This is a genomic window from Streptomyces changchenzhani, assembly GCF_039766235.1.
Taxonomy (GTDB): domain Bacteria; phylum Actinomycetota; class Actinomycetes; order Streptomycetales; family Streptomycetaceae; genus Streptomyces.
This window is the reverse complement of sequence record NZ_JBDHNH010000007.1, coordinates 114,204-132,517: the sequence shown is the minus strand read 5'-3', so window position 1 is coordinate 132,517 and position 18,314 is coordinate 114,204. Positions and strand designations below refer to the sequence as shown.

General features: G+C 69.5%; 15 protein-coding genes. 1 reads left to right on the top strand and 14 read right to left on the bottom strand.

Annotated features, from left to right (window positions below; genetic code table 11):
* Position 1: 1 nt before the first annotated feature.
* Both lspA and ABCR94_RS22465 read right to left on the bottom strand, forming a co-directional pair.
* Positions 2 to 652 (bottom strand): signal peptidase II, encoded by a 651-nt coding sequence (gene lspA, locus ABCR94_RS22470; protein ID WP_347121589.1) that lies wholly within the window; start codon positions 650 to 652, stop codon positions 2 to 4.
* Positions 653 to 798: 146 nt separating this feature from the next.
* On the bottom strand, positions 799 to 1,605 hold the full coding sequence (locus tag ABCR94_RS22465) for a TraR/DksA family transcriptional regulator (protein WP_347121588.1): 807 nt from the start codon (positions 1,603 to 1,605) through the stop codon (positions 799 to 801).
* Positions 1,606 to 2,143: 538 nt separating this feature from the next.
* Between ABCR94_RS22465 and ileS the strand changes: the two genes are divergently transcribed.
* Entirely contained in the window at positions 2,144 to 5,320 is a 3,177-nt protein-coding gene (ileS, locus tag ABCR94_RS22460) for an isoleucine--tRNA ligase (protein WP_347121586.1), read from the top strand.
* Between the two features lie 376 nt (positions 5,321 to 5,696).
* On the opposite strand, the gene ABCR94_RS22455 is transcribed toward ileS, so the two are convergent.
* From ABCR94_RS22455 to ABCR94_RS22400, 12 genes are all read right to left on the bottom strand, one after another.
* On the bottom strand, positions 5,697 to 6,911 hold the full coding sequence (locus tag ABCR94_RS22455) for a DivIVA domain-containing protein (protein ID WP_347121584.1): 1,215 nt from the start codon (positions 6,909 to 6,911) through the stop codon (positions 5,697 to 5,699).
* A 49-nt stretch (positions 6,912 to 6,960) separates the two neighbouring features.
* On the bottom strand, positions 6,961 to 7,245 hold the full coding sequence (locus ABCR94_RS22450) for a YggT family protein (RefSeq protein ID WP_347121583.1): 285 nt from the start codon (positions 7,243 to 7,245) through the stop codon (positions 6,961 to 6,963).
* Between the two features lie 79 nt (positions 7,246 to 7,324).
* Positions 7,325 to 7,930: a cell division protein SepF gene (locus ABCR94_RS22445; protein ID WP_347121581.1), complete on the bottom strand. Its 606-nt coding sequence runs from the start codon at positions 7,928 to 7,930 to the stop codon at positions 7,325 to 7,327.
* A 139-nt stretch (positions 7,931 to 8,069) separates the two neighbouring features.
* On the bottom strand, positions 8,070 to 8,789 hold the full coding sequence (locus tag ABCR94_RS22440; protein ID WP_347121579.1) for a YggS family pyridoxal phosphate-dependent enzyme: 720 nt from the start codon (positions 8,787 to 8,789) through the stop codon (positions 8,070 to 8,072).
* A gap of 3 nt (positions 8,790 to 8,792) precedes the next feature.
* Entirely contained in the window at positions 8,793 to 9,545 is a 753-nt protein-coding gene (gene pgeF, locus ABCR94_RS22435) for a peptidoglycan editing factor PgeF (protein ID WP_347121578.1), read from the bottom strand.
* The gene (gene ftsZ / locus ABCR94_RS22430) at positions 9,542 to 10,753 is read right to left on the bottom strand and encodes a cell division protein FtsZ (protein WP_347121577.1); all 1,212 of its coding nucleotides are present in this window, start codon (positions 10,751 to 10,753) and stop codon (positions 9,542 to 9,544) included. The genes pgeF and ftsZ overlap by 4 nt, the downstream gene beginning before the upstream one ends.
* Before the next feature lie 268 nt (positions 10,754 to 11,021).
* Positions 11,022 to 11,825, bottom strand: a complete 804-nt coding sequence (locus ABCR94_RS22425) for a cell division protein FtsQ/DivIB (protein WP_347121576.1) — start codon at positions 11,823 to 11,825, stop codon at positions 11,022 to 11,024.
* Positions 11,826 to 11,854: 29 nt separating this feature from the next.
* Positions 11,855 to 12,949 carry an undecaprenyldiphospho-muramoylpentapeptide beta-N-acetylglucosaminyltransferase gene (gene murG / locus ABCR94_RS22420; protein WP_347121575.1) on the bottom strand — a complete coding sequence of 365 codons (1,095 nt, stop codon included), beginning with the start codon at positions 12,947 to 12,949 and terminating at the stop codon, positions 11,855 to 11,857.
* Positions 12,950 to 12,955: 6 nt separating this feature from the next.
* Complete coding sequence (ftsW, locus tag ABCR94_RS22415) at positions 12,956 to 14,332, bottom strand: putative lipid II flippase FtsW (protein WP_521977541.1); 1,377 nt, start codon at positions 14,330 to 14,332, stop codon at positions 12,956 to 12,958.
* A 59-nt stretch (positions 14,333 to 14,391) separates the two neighbouring features.
* The gene (gene murD, locus ABCR94_RS22410; RefSeq protein ID WP_521977539.1) at positions 14,392 to 15,834 is read right to left on the bottom strand and encodes a UDP-N-acetylmuramoyl-L-alanine--D-glutamate ligase; all 1,443 of its coding nucleotides are present in this window, start codon (positions 15,832 to 15,834) and stop codon (positions 14,392 to 14,394) included.
* A complete protein-coding gene (mraY, locus tag ABCR94_RS22405) occupies positions 15,831 to 16,901 on the bottom strand; it encodes a phospho-N-acetylmuramoyl-pentapeptide-transferase (RefSeq protein ID WP_347121573.1) in 1,071 nt (356 codons plus the stop codon). The genes murD and mraY overlap by 4 nt, the downstream gene beginning before the upstream one ends.
* Positions 16,898 to 18,313: a UDP-N-acetylmuramoyl-tripeptide--D-alanyl-D-alanine ligase gene (locus ABCR94_RS22400; protein WP_347121571.1), complete on the bottom strand. Its 1,416-nt coding sequence runs from the start codon at positions 18,311 to 18,313 to the stop codon at positions 16,898 to 16,900. Before ABCR94_RS22400 ends, mraY begins: the two co-directional genes overlap by 4 nt.
* Position 18,314 lies beyond the last annotated feature (1 nt).

The following is an 18,314-nucleotide window of genomic DNA, read 5'->3' as shown; positions in this document are numbered from 1 at the left end:
GTCAGTCCTTGTGGACGGTCCCATCAGGGTCCAGGCCCCGGAACGACAGGATCACAATGAGGATGCCGCCGCAGACGATCGCGGAGTCGGCGAGGTTGAAGACCGCGAAATTCGCCGGGGCGATGAAGTCCACGACGGCGCCCTCGAAGACACCGGGCCAGCGGAAGATCCGGTCGGTGAGATTGCCCAGCGCGCCGCCGAGCAGCAGGCCCAGCGCGATGGCCCAGGGCAGGCTGTAGAGCTTGCGCGCGAGCCGGGCGATCACCACGATCACGGTGGCCGCGATACAGGTGAAGATCACCGTGAAGGCCTCGCCGAAGCCGAAGGCCGCGCCCGCGTTGCGGATCGCCTCGAACCTGAGCAGGTCCCCGACAACTTCGATCGGCTCGTGGTGCTCCAGCTTCGCCACCACGAGCATCTTGGTGCCGAGGTCGAGCAGATAGGCGACGAGCGTCACCACGATCAGCGCGGCGATCTTGCGCTTGCCCCTGCTCGCCGGCTGCTCGGGCGGGTCCCCGGCGCCGGTTCCGACCTCAGCATCGAGCTCGGCGCCGGCCTCGGGCCGGGCCCGCGCGTCGGAGGGCTGCTCCGGCTCGGCGCCCCCCGCCCCAGGGGGGTCCGGCGTACCGATGATGCGCTCCGCCTCTGCCACGTGAGTCCCTCAACCTAGGTGCCTGACTAGAGCACGAGGGTACGGCACACACGTACGGACTCCGCGGTGCCGGACCAGCCACGCAGCGGTCCGGCGGCGGTCCGGCCGCGGTCCTTCGGAGCCCTCGGTGGCTCTCCCTGCGGCCCTCAGTAGCGCCGCTCCTGCTTCTGCTTGTCCTCCACGCACAGGATGGCGCGCGGGAAGGCCTGCATGCGCGCCTTGCCGATCGCCTTGCCGCAGATCTCGCAGAGCCCGTACGTGCCCGCGTCCAGCCGGTCCAGGGCCCGCTCGGTCTGTTCCATCCGCTCGCGGGCGGAGGCGGCCAGCGCCAGCTCGTGCTCACGGGAGATGTTCTTGGTGCCGGTGTCGGCGTCGTCGTCGCCCGCGCCGCCACCGGAGTCCCGCATCAGTCCGGAAACCGCCTCCTCCAGCGTGGAAATCTCGGCCCTGAGCTGCAGGATCTCGCTCTCCAGCTCGGCCCGCGCCTCGGCGATCTCCGACGAGGTCCACGGATCCTCCCCCGGCCGGACGGCGAGCCCCCCCACGCCCCCCACGGCCGCCGCGTCGGCCGTACGGGACTTGGGCACCGCCGTGGCCGTGGTCGTGGCCTTCTTGACGGCCGACGCCCTGCTCGGAGTCTTTTTCGCAACCACCGTCTTGGCTCCTGTCTGTTCCGCGGCCTGAGCCGCCCCCTTGGCCGCAGGAGCGGCCCTCTTCGCAGCCGCCTTCTTGGCAGGTGCCTTCTTGGCAGGTGCCTTCTTGGCAGGTGCCGCCTTCTTCGCGACCGCCTTCTTCGCGGTCTTCCTGGCGGGCTTCTCGGGAGTCTTCTTGGCGGTGGCGGTCTTCGCTGCGGCGGCTCTCTTCCCACCGGCCCCGTCAGCGTCGTCAGCCGCCGTACCAGTGGATCTTTCGGACGCCGTCTTCTTCTGTACGGCGGTCTTCTCAGCCACCATGGCCGCGGCCCCTTCACATTTTGTGATCTTGCGCGCGAATCGTGCTGGGACGATAAATCGACCCCAGCCCCGCGGCAACGGGGCACGCCGCCGGTAGACCCCGCCACTCGGTCGACGCGGCGGGCCTGCATCCGTTGTTCCCAGCTCTCCGCCGGGTAATCCGCCGCGCGGAAGCAGCAGGAGCCGTTCGCGCCCCGTATGGCCATTCGGGCTAGCGGCGTGGCCCCGGGCGCCCCGCGGAAACCGGACGCCCCCGAGCCCTGGGCCCCGTACACTGGGCCCAGCGAAAGGCCATGACGGGGACCAGTAGCGTCGTACGCAGCCATGAGCGACCCGGGGACGGTGAGAGCCCGGGGACCAGCGCGAAGTGAAGCATCGCCCCGGAGCCGCCGGAAGAACGCCCCCAGGGGTCAGTAGAACCGGCATCGCGACCCCAATGAGGGGGCCACCGGCACCGTCGGCGGCCAAGGAGGGTGGTACCGCGGGAGCACTCGCTCTCGTCCCTCCGACGGAGATACCACGTCCGCCGGAGGAACCGATGTCGCAGTACCGCCAGGTGCCAGCCCAGGTCGACCTGCCCGCCCTTGAGCACGCCGTGCTCGATTTCTGGCGCGAGAGCAAGGTCTTCGCGAAGAGCCTCGAACAGTCCGAGGGCCGCCCCGAGTGGGTCTTCTACGAGGGCCCGCCGACCGCCAACGGAATGCCCGGCGCCCACCACATCGAGGCCCGCGTCTTCAAGGACGTCTTCCCGCGCTTCCGCACCATGCGCGGCTACCACGTCGCCCGCAAGGCCGGCTGGGACTGTCACGGCCTGCCCGTCGAGCTGGCGGTCGAGAAGGAACTGGGCTTCACCGGCAAGAAGGACATCGAGGAATACGGCATCGCGGAGTTCAACGCGAAGTGCCGCGCCTCGGTGACCCGGCACACCGACGCCTTCGCCGAGCTGACGACCCGCATGGGGTACTGGACCGACCTCGACGGCGCCTACCGCACCATGGACCCCGACTACATCGAGTCGGTCTGGTGGTCGCTGAAGGAGATCTTCAACAAGGGCCTGCTGGTCCAGGACCACCGCGTCGCCCCCTGGTGCCCGCGCTGCGGCACCGGCCTGTCCGACCACGAGCTGGCGCAGGGCTACGAGACCGTCGTCGACCCCTCGGTCTTCGTCCGCTTCCCGCTCACCTCGGGCCCGCTGGCCGGCAAGGCTGCGCTGCTCGTGTGGACGACCACGCCCTGGACGCTGGTGTCCAACACCGCCGTCGCCACGCACCCCGACGTCACCTACGTCGTCGCGACGAACGGCGAGGAGAAGCTCGTCGTCGCACAGCCGCTGCTCGAAAAGGCCCTGGGTGAGGGCTGGGAGGCCACCGGCGAGAGATTCACCGGCGCGGAGATGGAGCGCTGGAAGTACCAACGCCCCTTCGAGCTGGTCGAGTTCCCGAGCGGCGTCGAGGGAACCAATGGGCACAGCCCTGCTGAAGCCCACTACATCGTCAACGCCGAGTACGTCACCACCGAGGACGGCACCGGTCTGGTCCACCAGTCCCCCGCCTTCGGCGCGGACGACCTCCTGGTCTGCAAGGCGTACGGCCTGCCGGTCGTCAACCCGGTCCGCCCCGACGGCACCTTCGAGGAGGACATCCCGCTGGTCGGCGGCGTCTTCTTCAAGAAGGCCGACGAGGCGCTCACCGAGGACCTGGGCAAGCGCGGCCTGCTGTTCCGTCATGTCCCTTACGAGCACAGCTATCCGCACTGCTGGCGCTGCCACACCGCGCTTCTCTATTACGCGCAGCCGTCCTGGTACATCCGCACCACCGCGGTCAAGGACGCGATGCTGCGCGAGAACGAGAAGACCAACTGGTTCCCGGACTCGGTCAAGCAGGGCCGCTTCGGCGACTGGCTGAACAACAACGTCGACTGGGCGCTGTCCCGCAACCGCTACTGGGGCACCCCGCTGCCCATCTGGCGCTGCGAGGACAACCACCTCACCTGCGTGGGCTCGCGCGCCGAGCTGACCGACCTGACCGGCACCGACAAGTCGTCGCTCGACCCGCACCGCCCGTACATCGACGACGTCATGTTCCCCTGCCCGGACGAGAGTTGCGCGCTCACCGCGACGCGGGTGCCCGAGGTCATCGACGCCTGGTACGACTCGGGCTCCATGCCGTTCGCGCAGTGGGGCTACCCGCACCAGAACAAGGAGCTCTTCGAGAAGCGCTACCCGGCGCAGTTCATCTCGGAGGCCATCGACCAGACCCGCGGCTGGTTCTACACGCTGATGGCAGTCGGCACCCTGGTCTTCGACAAGTCGAGTTACGAGAACGTCGTCTGCCTGGGCCACATCCTCGCCGAGGACGGCCGCAAGATGTCCAAGCACCTGGGCAACACCCTTGAGCCCATCGCCCTCATGGACCAGCACGGCGCGGACGCCGTCCGCTGGTTCATGGCGGCCGGCGGCTCCCCGTGGGCGGCGCGGCGCGTGGGTCACGGCACGATCCAGGAGGTCGTCCGCAAGACCCTCCTGACGTACTGGAACACCGTCGCCTTCCAGGCGCTCTACGCCCGTACATCCAACTGGGCCCCGTCCGCGGCCGATCCGGCCCCGGCGGACCGCCCGGTCCTGGACCGCTGGCTCCTTTCCGAGCTGCACGCCCTGACCGACCAGGTCACCTCGGCGATGGAGTCGTACGACACCCAGCGCGCCGGCAAGCTCCTCTCGTCGTTCGTCGACGACCTGTCCAACTGGTACGTACGCCGCTCGCGCCGCCGCTTCTGGCAGGGCGACAAGTCGGCGCTGCGCACCCTGCACGACGTGGTCGAGACGATCACCCGGCTGATGGCCCCGCTCACCCCCTTCATCACGGAGCGGGTCTGGCAGGACATGATCGTCCCGGTCACACCGGGTGCCCCGGAGTCGGTCCATCTCTCCACCTGGCCCGAGGCCGACCTCGCCGCGATCGACCCCCCGCTCTCCCAGCACATGGCGCTGGTACGCCGCCTGGTCGAGCTGGGCCGCGCGACGCGCGCGGAGTCGGGCGTCAAGACCCGCCAGCCGCTGTCCCGCGCACTGATCGCGGCCCATGGCTTCGAGGCCCTCTCCCCCGAGCTGCGCGCCCAGATCACCGAGGAGCTCAACGTCACTTCGCTGGCCTCGCTCGCGGAGGTCGGCGGCTCCCTGGTCGACACCACGGCCAAGGCGAACTTCCGCGCGCTCGGCAAGCGCTTCGGCAAGGGCGTCCAGGCGGTGGCCAAGGCGGTCGCGGAGACGGACGCTGCGGCCCTGTCCCTCGCCCTGCGCGAAGGCACCGCGGAAGTCACGGTGGACGGTGAGCCGGTGTCCCTGACCCCGGACGAGGTCATCATCACCGAGACGCCCCGCGAGGGCTGGTCGGTGGCCTCCGACTCGGGCGCCACGGTCGCGCTGGACCTGGAGATCACCCCGCAGCTGCGGCTCGCGGGCCTGGCCCGCGACGCGATCCGGCTGATCCAGGAGGCCCGCAAGAACAGCGGCCTGGACGTCGCGGACCGTATCGCGGTCCGCTGGAGCACGACGGACCCGGAGACCGCCGAGGCCCTTACCGCGCACACGAAGCTGATCGCGGAGGAGGTCCTGGCGCTGGACTTCGCGGCGGCGGAGGCGGACGCGACGTACGGCGACCCGTTCATGGACGAGGGCCTGTCCCTCACCTTCCGGCTGCGGAAGACCGAGGCGTAGCGCTCAACACGCGCGAAGGCCCGGCCGAAGTCGGCCGGGCCTTCGCTGTTCCGCCGACCGGGCTGAACGTTTCCTCGACGCCGCACGTACTTCAGCCTGCCGAGGTCAGGGGCCGCGCTTTGAACCTCCCCGGCACATTCAGCCTGTCCGGCGTTTGAGGACCGGGGTCTGGGGCGGAGCCCCAGTTGTGGGAAGGGGCGGGTAGGGGAACAGCCCGCCGCAGGCGCCACCCCGCCGCACCCCGCCCCCGGCCGACTCGCACCCGAGGGCCGCCCCCGCCCGCCCGCACGCCAAAAGGGCCGGGCCCCGGGGAGTGAATCCCCGGGGCCCGGCCCTCAGCCTGCCGACGGCTACGCGCTCAGCGCGCGAACGCCCGTCAGTTGTCGTCCTCGTCGATGAGGAAGCCACGCATCGGCGAAGGCGCCTGCTGCATCGGCTGCGGAGCCTGCGGCCGCACCGGCGCCATCGGCTGAGTCATCGCCGGGGACATCTGCTGCTGGCCGCCGTAGGACGGAGCGTTGGACTGCTGGCCACCGTGGTTACCCATCGACGGCTGACCGCCCATGGAGTGCCCCATGGAACCCGCACCGGCCGGAGCCATCGAGCCACTCATCTGCGGAGCCGGCGGCAGCGAAGCGGCCGCCGGGGCCCGCGGCGGAGCCAGCGAGTCGTCCGCCTGGGTCTCCAGCTGACGCAGCTGGCTCTCCAGGTAGGACTTCAGCCGGGTCCGGTACTCGCGCTCGAAGCCGCGCAGGTCCTCGACCTTGCGCTCAAGCGTGGCGCGGGCGGACTCCAGCGAGCCCATCGCGACACGGTGCTTCTCCTGCGCGTCCCGCTCCAGCGCGTCCGCCTTGGCGCGGGCGTCCCGCTCCAGGCCCTCGGCGCGGCTGCGCGCCTCGCCGACGATCTTGTTGGCCTCGGAACGGGCCTCCGCGATCGCCTGGTCCGCGGTCTGCTGCGCCAGCGAAAGCACACGCGCGGCGCTGTCGCCGCCGGGTGCCTGACCGGGCTGCGGGAGCTGCGGTCCGTGGCCGCCCATGGGTCCGCCCATCGGGCCGCCCATCTGGTTCTGCATCTGGTTCTGCATCTGGCCCTGGCCCATGGGGCCCTGACCCATCTGTCCCTGCATCGGGCCCTGACCCATGGGGCCGGGACCGTGCTGGCCCTGCGGACCGGGGCCGTGCTGCTGGAGGTGGCCGTGCTGGCCCTGCTGCGGGCCCGGACCGTGCTGGCCCTGCTGCTGGCCGTGACCACTGGGACCCGCGGGCAGCTGCGGAGCACCACCGGGCAGCTGGGGCGGACCCATCTGCGGGGGCTGCTGCTGGACCGGCGGGCCGGATATGGCTGCGGGCACAGGCGCGCCGGGGCGATCCTGCTGCTCCTGCTTTCGCATGCCCTGCTGCTGGTTCTGCGCGGCGGCACGCGTCGCGGCGGCCAGCTTGGCGCGCAGATCCTCGTTCTCGCGGAGCAGGCGGGTCAGTTCGGCCTCGACCTCGTCGAGGAAGGCATCAACCTCGTCCTCGTCGTAGCCTTCTCGGAGCCGGACGGTCGTGAACTGCTTGTTCCGCACGTCCTCGGGGGTCAGCGGCATCTCTTCTTCACCTCTACGTAGTCGTCGGCAGTCGGCAAGACCGTATCGCTCACATCCTGACCACGATGCTGATCAGGATATAGACGATGATCATCAGAACGAAGAAGGACAGGTCGAGTGCCACGCCCCCGAGACGCAGCGGCGGAATGAACCGCCGCAGAAGCTTGAGCGGTGGATCGGTGACAGAGTAGGTGGCCTCCAGGACGACCACCATCGCCTTGCCGGGTTCCCATGAGCGCGCGAACTGGAAAACGTAGTCCATGACGAGCCGGAAGATCAGCACGATGAGGAAGCACATCAGCGCGATGTAGATCACCTGTAGTGCAATGCCCATCTCGTACTTCCCTCTCCCCATGCCCTCACGGTCCGGCCTCCCGGCCGGGGTCGTTCCCCTGTGTCACGTCTGTCGCGTCTCAGCTCTGGTTGAAGAAGCCGCCCTCTGCAATACGGGCCTTGTCCTCCGCCGTGACATCGACGTTAGCAGGCGACAACAGGAACACCTTCTGCGTCACTCGTTCAATGCTGCCATGCAGACCGAAGACGAGTCCTGCCGCAAAGTCGACAAGTCGCTTCGCATCCGTGTCGTCCATCTCCGTGAGATTCATGATCACGGGAGTGCTCTCGCGGAAGTGTTCCCCGATGGTACGGGCCTCGTTGTAGGTCCGCGGGTGCAGCGTGGTGATGCGGTAGGGCTCCCGCTCGGACACAACCTTGGGCATGATCACCGGTGCGTTCTTCTCCAGGTTCGGGCGTTCAGGTGTGATGGATGCCACGGGGGCGATTCGCGCTGGTCGTCCGCTTTCCGCCGCGAGCGCAACCGGCTCGCGCTGCGCGGGAGGCTGCACCACGCGCACGGAATCCTCGCGCCTGTCCTGGTGCGGTGGCTGGTGCCGCCGGTGCTCCCGCTCGGGCTCCGGCTCGGGTTCGAAATCGTCATCGGGATCAAAACCCCGGCCGTCGTACCCATCGTCCTCCACGAGGCCGAGGTAGACCGCCATCTTGCGCATCGCGCCGGCCATTCTCTGAGTCCTCCGCTCTGTGGTGGATCGGCATCGTCACCATCGGCATCGTCACCAAGTGCCCGCGATCCACTGGGCCTGCCCACCTCTTGGCGGGAATGACCATATTTTCTGCTGTGGTCCGACTTGCTTCGCGACGTTACCCGAGGCGGGGTCGGACTCCGAGTACCGCAGTACCGACGCGTACATGTGTCGCCCCGGCCGCTACGGCCTCCTCAAGGTCCGCACTCATCCCTGCCGAGACCATGTTCGCAGCAGGATGAGCCGCGCGCAGGCTGGATGACAATTCCACCAGCCGCTCGAATGCCGCCCGTTGGCGCCCCTCGTACTCTCCCGCCAGGGGCGCGACCGTCATCAGACCGTCGAGCCTCAGGCCCGGGGCCCCGGCCACCTTCGCGGCCAACTCCTCGATGCCGTCGGGCGCCACCCCGCCCCGCTCACCGCGCTCGCCCGCCCCGGCGTCGAGGGCGACCTGGATCAGGCAGCCCAGCTCGCGCCCGGCCCCCGTCGCCGCCGCCGAGAGCGCGGTGACGAGCTTCGCCCGGTCCACGGACTGCACCACATCGGCATAATCTGCCACAGAACGGACCTTGTTCGTCTGCAGCTGCCCCACGAAGTGCCAGGAGAGCGGCAGCCCCGCGCACTCGGCCGCCTTGGGAGCCGCGTCCTGGTCCCGGTTCTCCGCGACATGGTGCACGCCGAGCTCGGCGAGCAGCCGTACATCGCTCGCGGGGTAGGTCTTGGTGACCACGATCAGGGTCATTTCTTCGCGCTTGCGCCCGGCGGCCGTACAAGCGGTGGAGATACGTTCCTCCACCCGCTCCAGGTTCGCCGCGAGTTCAGACTTGCGATCCGTCATGCCTCATCCGTCCAGCCAGACATATCCGGCGAGCCGCCCCGTCGTGCGGTCACGGCGGTACGAGAAGTGGTCACCCGACTCCAGTGTGCAGACCGGCGAGAGCTGCCGGTCCCGTACGCCGAGCGCTTCGAGCTGCGCGTGCACCCCGGCGCTCACATCGACGGCCGGGGTTCCCCAGCTCGTCTCCGACCAGGCCTCGGGCACCGCGTCGGCGACCTCGGCCCGCAGCTGGGCCGGCACCTCGTAACAGCGTCCGCAGACGGCGGGGCCGGTGCGGGCGGTGATCCGGGACGGCTGGGCGCCCAGTGTGATCATTGCCTCGACGGCGGCCGGGACGACCCCCGCGACCAGACCTGGCCGCCCGGCATGGGCGGCCGCCACGACGCCGGCCACGGGGTCGGCCAGCAGTACGGGGGCGCAGTCCGCGGTGAGAACGGCGAGGGCGAGACCGCGCCGGGCGGTCACGATCGCGTCGACCGCCGGGATGTGCGCAGTTCCCGCGGTGTCCGCGCCCCACGGCCCGTCGACGACGGCCACCTCACGACCGTGCACCTGGTTCATCCAGACGACCAGGGACGGATCGAGGCCGAGCGCCTTGGCCGCGATGTCGCGGTTGGCCAGCACCGCGGCGGACTCGTCGCCGACCGCGCCACCGAGATTGAGCTCCGCGTACGGAACGGCGCTCACCCCGCCCCACCTGTCGGTGAAGGCGAAGTGCGCGCCGTCCGGGTGTATCGCGTCGTGCTGCACGGTCACTTCAAGAAGTCCGGGACATCCAGCTCTTCGGCCTGGCTGTCCTGGTACGGGCGGGCCGGCGGCACGTGCGGCGACGAGACCGGCGTGCTGGTGTACTCACTCACCGGGGCGGACTCGGCCGGGGCCGGGGACTCCTCGCGCGGCGGAACAGTGCCGATACCGCTGGTGGACCGCGCCGTCTCCGCGGAGCGGGACGGCGTGGACTCCTCGCGCTTGCTGCCCGCGCCCGCACCGAGAACAGTCTCGCGGCGGGTCGGCGGCTGTCCGCCGTCGAAGCCGGCGGCGATGACGGTGACCCGTACCTCGTCGCCGAGCGCGTCGTCGATGACCGCACCGAAGATGATGTTGGCCTCGGGGTGGGCGGCCTCGCTCACCAGCTGCGCGGCCTCGTTGATCTCGAAGAGACCGAGGTCCGAGCCACCGGAGATGGAGAGCAGCACACCGCGGGCGCCGTCGATGGACGCCTCCAGAAGCGGCGAGGAGATCGCCATCTCCGCGGCGGCCACCGCACGGTCGTCGCCGCGTGCCGAGCCGATGCCCATCAGGGCGGATCCGGCCTCGGACATTACGGACTTGACGTCCGCGAAGTCGAGGTTGATCAGACCCGGGGTGGTGATGAGGTCGGTGATGCCCTGAACGCCCGAGAGCAGTACCTGGTCGGCCGACTTGAACGCGTCGAGCACGCTGACCTGACGGTCCGAGATGGACAGCAGCCGGTCGTTGGGAATGACGATGAGGGTGTCGACCTCTTCGCGGAGCTCGGCGATGCCGTCCTCCGCCTGGTTCGCGCGACGCCGTCCCTCGAAGGTGAACGGGCGGGTGACCACGCCGATCGTGAGGGCGCCGAGCGAGCGCGCGATGTTGGCGACGACAGGTGCGCCGCCCGTTCCGGTGCCGCCGCCTTCGCCGGCGGTGACGAAGACCATGTCGGCCCCCTTGAGGACCTCCTCGATCTCCTCACGGTGGTCCTCTGCCGCCTTGCGCCCGACTGCCGGGTTGGCTCCGGCGCCGAGGCCGCGGGTGAGTTCCCGTCCGACGTCGAGCTTGACGTCGGCGTCGCTCATCAACAGCGCTTGCGCGTCAGTGTTGATCGCGATGAACTCGACGCCCTTGAGACCGACCTCGATCATTCGGTTGATGGCATTGACACCACCGCCGCCGACACCGATGACCTTGATGACTGCGAGGTAGTTCTGCGGTGCTGCCACGTCGAAGGCCTCTCGCCTCGAGTTACGTGCCGCCGCGGAGTTGCAGCGCGCGACGACTGATGCCGATTGGGACGGTCCGAACGCCGACCCGAACCCTAACGGTGAAGTTCAGGGTTACCAGTGTGTCTGTTGGACTCTTCCGAACAGGACACTAAGTCGACAAGTGGCGCACGTTCAACGAACACGCCGAACCTCCCGTTTTTCTTTTCACCCTATGTGATCACCCATATCGCTGGCCAACCAGGGTGCTGGCCAGGGCGTATACCCGTCAACTCCCCGACACGGCCGGGGCGGTGGGCGCACTGACGTCGAAGTGCGCGGCCTTGGGGGCTGCTTTCATGAGAGCCCTCAGTGTGCGCGCCTTCGCTTCGCCCTGCTCGCTACTGCCCCAGTCGACCGTACGACCCCGGCTCAGCTTCAGTGAGATGGCGTCGTACGAACGGACCTTGAAGGATCGCACATCCTGGGCGACGGATTCGGGGATTTCGCCCTGAACCCGAACGGCTTCCCGCATCAGACGGTCCGCTCCAAAGCGTCGCAGACTCGGTGACTGATCGGGTGTCAATTCCAGTAGTGGTACGCCCTTGGGCGCCTTGGGGACCGTGGCGAACCGCACACTCTCGTCGTCCACTTCGACGAACTGTGCGCCCTTCCGCACGAGCAGTACAGCCTTTCGTTCGGTCACCTTCAGGCCGATGGCATGCGGCCATGAACGAACAACATCCACCGAGTCGATACGGGGCAATTTCCGGCGCAGCCGGTCCTCAATGGCATCCGTATCGACGGAAATCAGCGGCGCCCCGACCGGAACCGCCGCGGCGGCGAGCACCTCATCGGGCGTCAGGACCTGCGTACCGGAGGACTTCACCCGCTCGACCCGCAGCCAGGTGGACCCGTAGAGCGCCCACACACCGCCCCCGGCGAGCAGCAGTGCCGCGACGACGAGCAGGATCACCCAGGGGCGGCCGGGGAGCCGCAGGCGGCTCCCCGGCCCCTTCTCGCGGGGTGGGCGGGCCGCCGACGATCCCGGCGCCTTTCGTGCGCCGCGCTGGGCGGTCGTCGGTCCGGCCACTCGCTGTTGCCTCCTGTGTCGGGGGCCGTTCAGCCGGCCCTGCGTGCGGCAATCGCCTCGTACACCATGCCGACCAGCAGCTCGTCGGCGTCCCGGCGGCCGAACTCGGCGGCGGCGCGGGACATCTCGTACAGCCGGTGCGGGTCCGCGAGGACCGGGAGCACCTGGCTCTGCACCCACTCGGGGGTCAGCTGGGCGTCGTCGACCAGCAGACCACCGCCGGCGTTGACCAGCGGCTGCGCGTTGAGCCGCTGTTCGCCGTTGCCGATGGGCAGCGGGACGTAGGCGGCCGGGAGTCCGACGGCGGAGAGTTCGGCGACGGTCATCGCGCCCGCACGGCAGAGCATCATGTCGGCCGCCGCGTACGCGAGGTCCATCCGGTCGACATACGGTACCGGGATATAGGGCGGCATACCGGGCATGTTGTCGACGTGTGGCATTTCATTCTTCGGTCCGACCGCGTGCAGGATCTGGATTCCGGAGCGCTGGAGCACCGGAGCGATCTGCTGGATCACCTCGTTGAGGCGGCGGGCGCCCTGCGAGCCGCCGGATACGAGCAGCGTCGGCAGGTTGGGGTCGAGGCCGAAGGCGGCGCGCGCCTCGGGCCTGACCTTGGCCCGGTCCAGGGTGGCGATCGTGCGGCGCAGCGGGATGCCGATGTAGCGGGCGCCGCGCAGCTTGCTGTCGGGGGTGGAGACCGCCACGGCCGCCGCGTAGCGCGAGCCGATCTTGTTGGCCAGGCCGGGACGCGCGTTGGCCTCGTGGACGATGATCGGCACTCCGAGGCGCTTGGCCGCGAGGTAGCCGGGCAGCGCGACATAGCCGCCGAAGCCGACGACGCAGTCCGCCTTCGTACGTACCAGGATCTGCTCGGCGGCCTTGATGGTGCCGCGCAGCCGTCCCGGGACGGTGATCAGTTCGGGGGTGGGCCTGCGGGGCAGCGGTACGGCGGGGATCAGCCCCAGTTCGTAACCACGCTCCGGTACGAGCCTGGTCTCAAGTCCGCGCTCCGTGCCCAGGGCCGTGATTCCTACGCTCGGGTCCTGCCTGCGCAGGGCGTCCGCGAGGGCGAGCGCGGGCTCGATGTGGCCGGCGGTCCCCCCGCCGGCGAGTACGACATGCACCGAAATTCACCGCTCTCCGGACGGACGCTTCTTGACGCGCCGTCTCATCGTCTTCCATCTCACCCCGGCCTTTTTGCCAAGGCCGGGCCGTCGCATGGCCAGGGCCGCCTTGGCGGCGGGATCCTCTCGCGCGAAGGCGATCAGCAACCCTACGGCGAACATGGTCGGCAGCAGGGACGAGCCCCCGTAGGAGAACAGCGGGAGCGGGACACCGGCGATCGGCAGAAGACCGAGCACCGCACCGATATTGACCACGGCCTGAGCCGTGATCCAGGTGGTCACACCTCCCGCGGCAAACCTGACGAAGGGATCCTCCGTGCGTCCGGCCACGCGGATACCCGCATAGCCTAGGGCCGCGAAGAGGGCGAGTACGGACAGCGTCCCCGCCAGACCCAGTTCCTCACCGGTGATGGCGAAGATGAAGTCGGTGTGCGGCTCCGGGAGTTGGCCCCATTTTTCCACACTCGCACCCAGTCCGGAACCGAACCATCCGCCGGACGCCAGAGCGTAGATTCCGTGCACCGCCTGCCAGCACTCGCCCTTGGGGCCGAGGTCGGTCGCGCCGATGCAGGCGAGCCGCGACATCCGGTTCGCGTTGTTGCTGATGAGGACGAAGCCGATGAAGGCGGCGAAGGCGAGCACCCCGGCGAAGAGCCGGGTGGGCGCGCCCGCGAGCCAGAGCAGGCCGAAGAGGATCGCGGTGAGGATGATCGCCGTACCCATGTCGCCGCCGAGCATGATCAGGCCGAGCAGCATGAAGGCGACGGGGACGAGCGGCACCAGCATGTGCTTCCACTGGCTCAGCAGCCGCTTGTCCTGCTTGCGGGCGAGCAGGTCGGCGCCCCACAGGATCAGCGCCAGCTTGGCGAACTCACTGGGCTGGAGCATGAAGGGCCCGCCCAGCGAAATCCAGTTCTGGTTGCCGCCGATCGAGACTCCTATTCCGGGGACCTGGACCAGGACCATCAGGAAGACCGTGCCGGCCAGCAGCGGGTAGGAGAGCGCGCGGTGCAGCCTCGCGGGCATCCGGGACGCGGCGAGCAGCAGGCCCGTCCCGATGACGGCCGCGAAGAACTGCTTGCGGAAGAAGTACGAGGCGGGCAGCGACAGCTCAAGCGCCTTGATCATCGAGGCGGAGTAGACCATCACCAGGCCGAGCACGGTGATCAGCAGGGCGCTGCCCAGGATGAGGTAGTACGCCGTCAGAGGGCGGTCCCAGGTGCGGCGGAGCTGCTCGTACAGCCGCCGTGGGCCGTTGCCCCGCGGCGGTCTGGGCATCGTCGGGCCGCGGCGGCGCGGCGCGGCCGTGCGGCGGACCGTTCCTGCCCCGGCCCGCCCGCGCAGGGCGGGGCGGCCGGCCAGGGCACTGTCGTCGGCCAACATCTCGTGTCCCCTCCACTCATGGGCTGCGCCGACCGGTCCGCGGCGCGGGGACCGGTCCGCTAGTCGCGCTCGGGAGCCAACTCGCGTACGGCGTCGGTGAATGCCTCGCCACGCTTGTTGTAGTTGGCGAACATGTCCATGGAGGCGCAGGCCGGGGCCATCAGCACGGTGTCCCCCGGCTGTGCGAGTCGTGCCGCTTCGCACACCGCCGCCGACATCGCCCCAGTGTCGGTCCGGTCGAGGTCGACCACCGGTACCTCGGGGGCGTGTCGCGCCAGGGCTTCGGCGATCAGCGCGCGGTCGGCGCCGATCAGGACGACGCCGCGCAGTCGCTTCGCCGACTTCTCGACGAGCTCGTCGAAGGTGGCGCCCTTGGCGAGGCCGCCCGCGATCCACACGATCGGGTCGTACGCCGCCAGGGACGCCTGGGCGGCGTGCGTGTTGGTGGCCTTGGAGTCGTCGACGTACGCGACACCCGCGACATCGGCGATGTGCTCGATGCGGTGGGCGTCGGGCCGGAAGGCCCGCAGCCCGTCGCGTACGGCGGTGGGCGGCACACCGTAGGCGCGGGCGAGGGCCGCGGCGGCGAGGGCGTTGGCGATGTTGTGGGGGGCCGGTCCGGGGGCTCCGGGGGCTGTCCCCCGGGAAGACGCAGCCACGTCCGAGACCTCGGCGAGCTCCTGGGCGTTCCTCTGCCGGTCCTGCACGAAGGCGCGGTCGACCAGGATGCCGTCGACCACACCGAGTTGGGAGGGGCCGGGGGCGGCGAGGGTGAAGCCGACCGCGCGGCAGCCCTCCTCTACGTCCGCCCCACGGACCAGTGCCTCGGTGGCCGGGTCGGTGAGGTTGTAGACGCAGGCGACCTGGTTGCCCTCGTAGACGCGGCCCTTGTCGGCGACGTACGCCTCCATGGAGCCGTGCCAGTCCAGATGGTCGGGGGCCAGGTTGAGCACGGCGGCGGAGTGCGCGCGCAGACTCGGCGCCCAGTGCAGCTGGTAGCTGGAGAGCTCGACGGCCAGGACGTCGTACGGCTCGTCGCCGAGGACGGCGTCGAGCAGTGAGACGCCGATGTTGCCTACGGCCGCCGTGCGCAGTCCTGCGGCCTCAAGGATGGAGGCCAGCATCCGCACGGTCGTGGTCTTGCCGTTCGTGCCGGTGACCGCGAGCCAGGGGGCCGCGTCCGGGCCCCGCAGGCGCCACGCCAGCTCGACGTCGCCCCAGATCTCCACGCCCGCGTCCGCCGCGGCCCTGAAGAGGGGCTTGTCGGGCTGCCAGCCGGGCGTGGTGACGATGAGCTCGGTGCCCTCGGGCAGCGTCGCTCCGTCGCCGAGGCGCACGGTGATGCCCAGCGCCGCCAGCTCGGCGGCCTGGGCGCGGGAGCGCTCGTCGTCGCCGTCGTTGACCACGGTGACCCGGGCGCCGAGGTCGCGCAGGGCACGCGCCGCGGGGATCCCGGAGACGCCGAGACCCGCGACGGTGACCCGCTTGTCCTGCCAGTTCACTTGTCGGCCGCCCAGCCGGCGTAGAACAGCCCCAGACCCACGATCACGCACATGCCCTGGATGATCCAGAAGCGGACCACCACAAGGACTTCGGACCACCCCTTGAGTTCGAAGTGGTGCTGGAGCGGCGCCATCTTGAAGACCCGCTTGCGCGTCATCTTGAAGAAGCCGACCTGGATCACGACAGACATCGTGATCAGGACGAACAGGCCGCCGAGGAGGGCGATCAGGAACTCCGTGCGGGAGCAGATCGCCAGACCGGCGAGCGCGCCGCCGAGGGCCAGTGAGCCCGTGTCACCCATGAAGATCTTGGCGGGCGAGGTGTTCCACCACAGGAAGCCGAAGCAGGCGCCCATCAGGGCGGCGGCGACAATCGCGAGGTCCAGTGGATCCCGTACCTCGAAGCAGGCTTCCGGGTTGGTCAGCGAGACCGCGTCGGAGCAGGACTCCTGGTACTGCCATACGCCGATGAAGGTGTACGCGCCGAAGACCATCACCGAGGCGCCGGTGGCGAGACCGTCGAGGCCGTCGGTGAGGTTCACACCGTTCGACATCGCGAGAATCATGAACAGCGCCCAGACCACGAAGAGCACGGGGCCGATCGTCCAGCCGAAGTCCTGGACGAAGGAGAGCTTGGTGGACGCCGGGGCGAGCCCGCGGGCGTCCTTGAACTGCAGTGCGAGCACCGCGAAGGCGATGCCGACGATCAGCTGGCCCGCCATCTTCGCCTTGGCCCGAAGACCCAGCGAACGCTGCTTGACGATCTTGATGTAGTCGTCGAGGAACCCGACGACACCCATGCCCGCCATCAGGAACAGCACCAACAGGCCCGACATCGTCGGCTTCTCGCCCGCGATGACCTTCGCCAGGCCGTACGCGATGAGCGTGGCCGTTATGAAGGCGATGCCGCCCATGGTGGGAGTGCCGCGCTTGCCGTGGTGGCCGCGCGGACCGTCGTCCCGGATGAACTGCCCGTATCCCTTTCGGGCGAGCACCTTGATCAGCAGCGGAGTGCCGACCAGGGTCAGAAAAAGCCCAATGACTCCCGCGAAGAGGATCTGCCTCATCGGCCGGTGACCTCGCCCTCGGTACGGTGATCGAGCAGCGCCTGGGCTACCCGTTCGAGACCGACCGACCTGGAAGCCTTCACCAGCACGACGTCGCCCGGGCGCAACTCACTGCGCAACAAGTCGACCGCCGCCTGCGCGTCGGACACGTGCACCGACTCCTCACCCCACGAACCCTCGTTGTAAGCGCCCAGCTGTAGCCAGGACGCTTCCCTGCCCCCGACTGCCACGAGCTTGCTGACGTTGAGCCGGACGACAAGTCGTCCGACCGCGTCGTGCTCGGCGAGTGAATCGTCGCCGAGCTCGGCCATCGGGCCGAGCACCGCCCACGTACGACGTCCCGTGCCCATGGCCGCGAGCGCGCGAAGAGCGGCTCGCATGGATTCGGGATTCGCGTTGTAGGCGTCGTTGACGACCGTCACGCCGTCAGGACGCTCGGTGACCTCCATACGCCAGCGGGACAGCGTGTCCGCCTCGGAGAGCGCCACGGCGATCTCGTCAACGGACATGCCCAGCTCATGGGCGACGGCGGCCGCGGCGAGCGCGTTCGACACGTGGTGCTCACCGTACAGCCGCATGGTCACGTCACTGCACCCGGTGGGTGTGTGAAGGCGGAAGGCGGGCTGCCCGTTCTGCGTGAGCCGGACATTCTCGGCACGTACGTCCGCGTCCTCGGCCTCGCCGAAGAGGATCGTCCGGGCCTTCGTGCGGGCCGACATGGCGCGTACGAGCGGATCGTCCGCGTTGAGTACGGCAACTCCCCCCGCCTCCGCCGACGGCAGTGCCTCGACCAGTTCGCCCTTGGCCTCGGCGATCTGCTCGCGGCCCCCGAACTCGCCGATGTGGGCGGTGCCGACGTTCAGCACGAGGCCGATCCTCGGCGGGACGAGGCTGCTGAGGTAGCGGATGTCGCCGATGTAGCGGGCGCCCATTTCCAGGACGAGGTGCTGGGTGTCCTCGGTGGCCCGCAGTGCGGTCAGCGGCAGCCCGATCTCGTTGTTCAGATTGCCGGCCGGCCAGACCGTCGGGCCCTTGCGCTCCAGGAGTTGGGCGATCAGGTCCTTGGTACTGGTCTTGCCGGCCGATCCGGTGAGCGCGACGACGGTGGCGCCCAGGCGCTCGACGACGGCGCTCGCGAGGGCGCCGAGCGCCCTCACGACGTCGTCCACAACGATGGCGGGCACGCCGACCGGGCGGGTGGCCAGGACGGCTGCCGCGCCCAAATCGACGGCGCGCCGCGCGTAGTCGTGTCCGTCGACGTTCTCGCCCGCGAAGGCGACGAACAGACTGCCGGGCCCGACCTGACGGGAGTCGATGACGACGGGGCCGGTCACCGTGAGGGCACCGTCCGGTATGTCGTACGGCTGCCCGCCGACGATTTCGGCGATCTCGGCGAGGGAGAGGGCGATCACT

Excerpts from the sequence above, each read along its gene's own strand:
- ABCR94_RS22440 (WP_347121579.1), bottom strand. The coding sequence starts at position 8,789 with ATGACGGATCGCAAGTCTGAACTCGCGGCGAACCTGGAGCGGGTGGAG.
- ileS (WP_347121586.1), top strand. The coding sequence starts at position 2,144 with ATGTCGCAGTACCGCCAGGTGCCAGCCCAGGTCGACCTGCCCGCCCTT.
- ABCR94_RS22450 (WP_347121583.1), bottom strand. The coding sequence starts at position 7,245 with ATGGGCATTGCACTACAGGTGATCTACATCGCGCTGATGTGCTTCCTC.
- ABCR94_RS22445 (WP_347121581.1), bottom strand. The coding sequence starts at position 7,930 with ATGGCCGGCGCGATGCGCAAGATGGCGGTCTACCTCGGCCTCGTGGAG.
- ftsW (WP_521977541.1), bottom strand. The coding sequence starts at position 14,332 with ATGTTGGCCGACGACAGTGCCCTGGCCGGCCGCCCCGCCCTGCGCGGG.
- mraY (WP_347121573.1), bottom strand. The coding sequence starts at position 16,901 with ATGAGGCAGATCCTCTTCGCGGGAGTCATTGGGCTTTTTCTGACCCTG.
- ABCR94_RS22455 (WP_347121584.1), bottom strand. The coding sequence starts at position 6,911 with ATGCCGCTGACCCCCGAGGACGTGCGGAACAAGCAGTTCACGACCGTC.
- ABCR94_RS22465 (WP_347121588.1), bottom strand. The coding sequence starts at position 1,605 with ATGGTGGCTGAGAAGACCGCCGTACAGAAGAAGACGGCGTCCGAAAGA.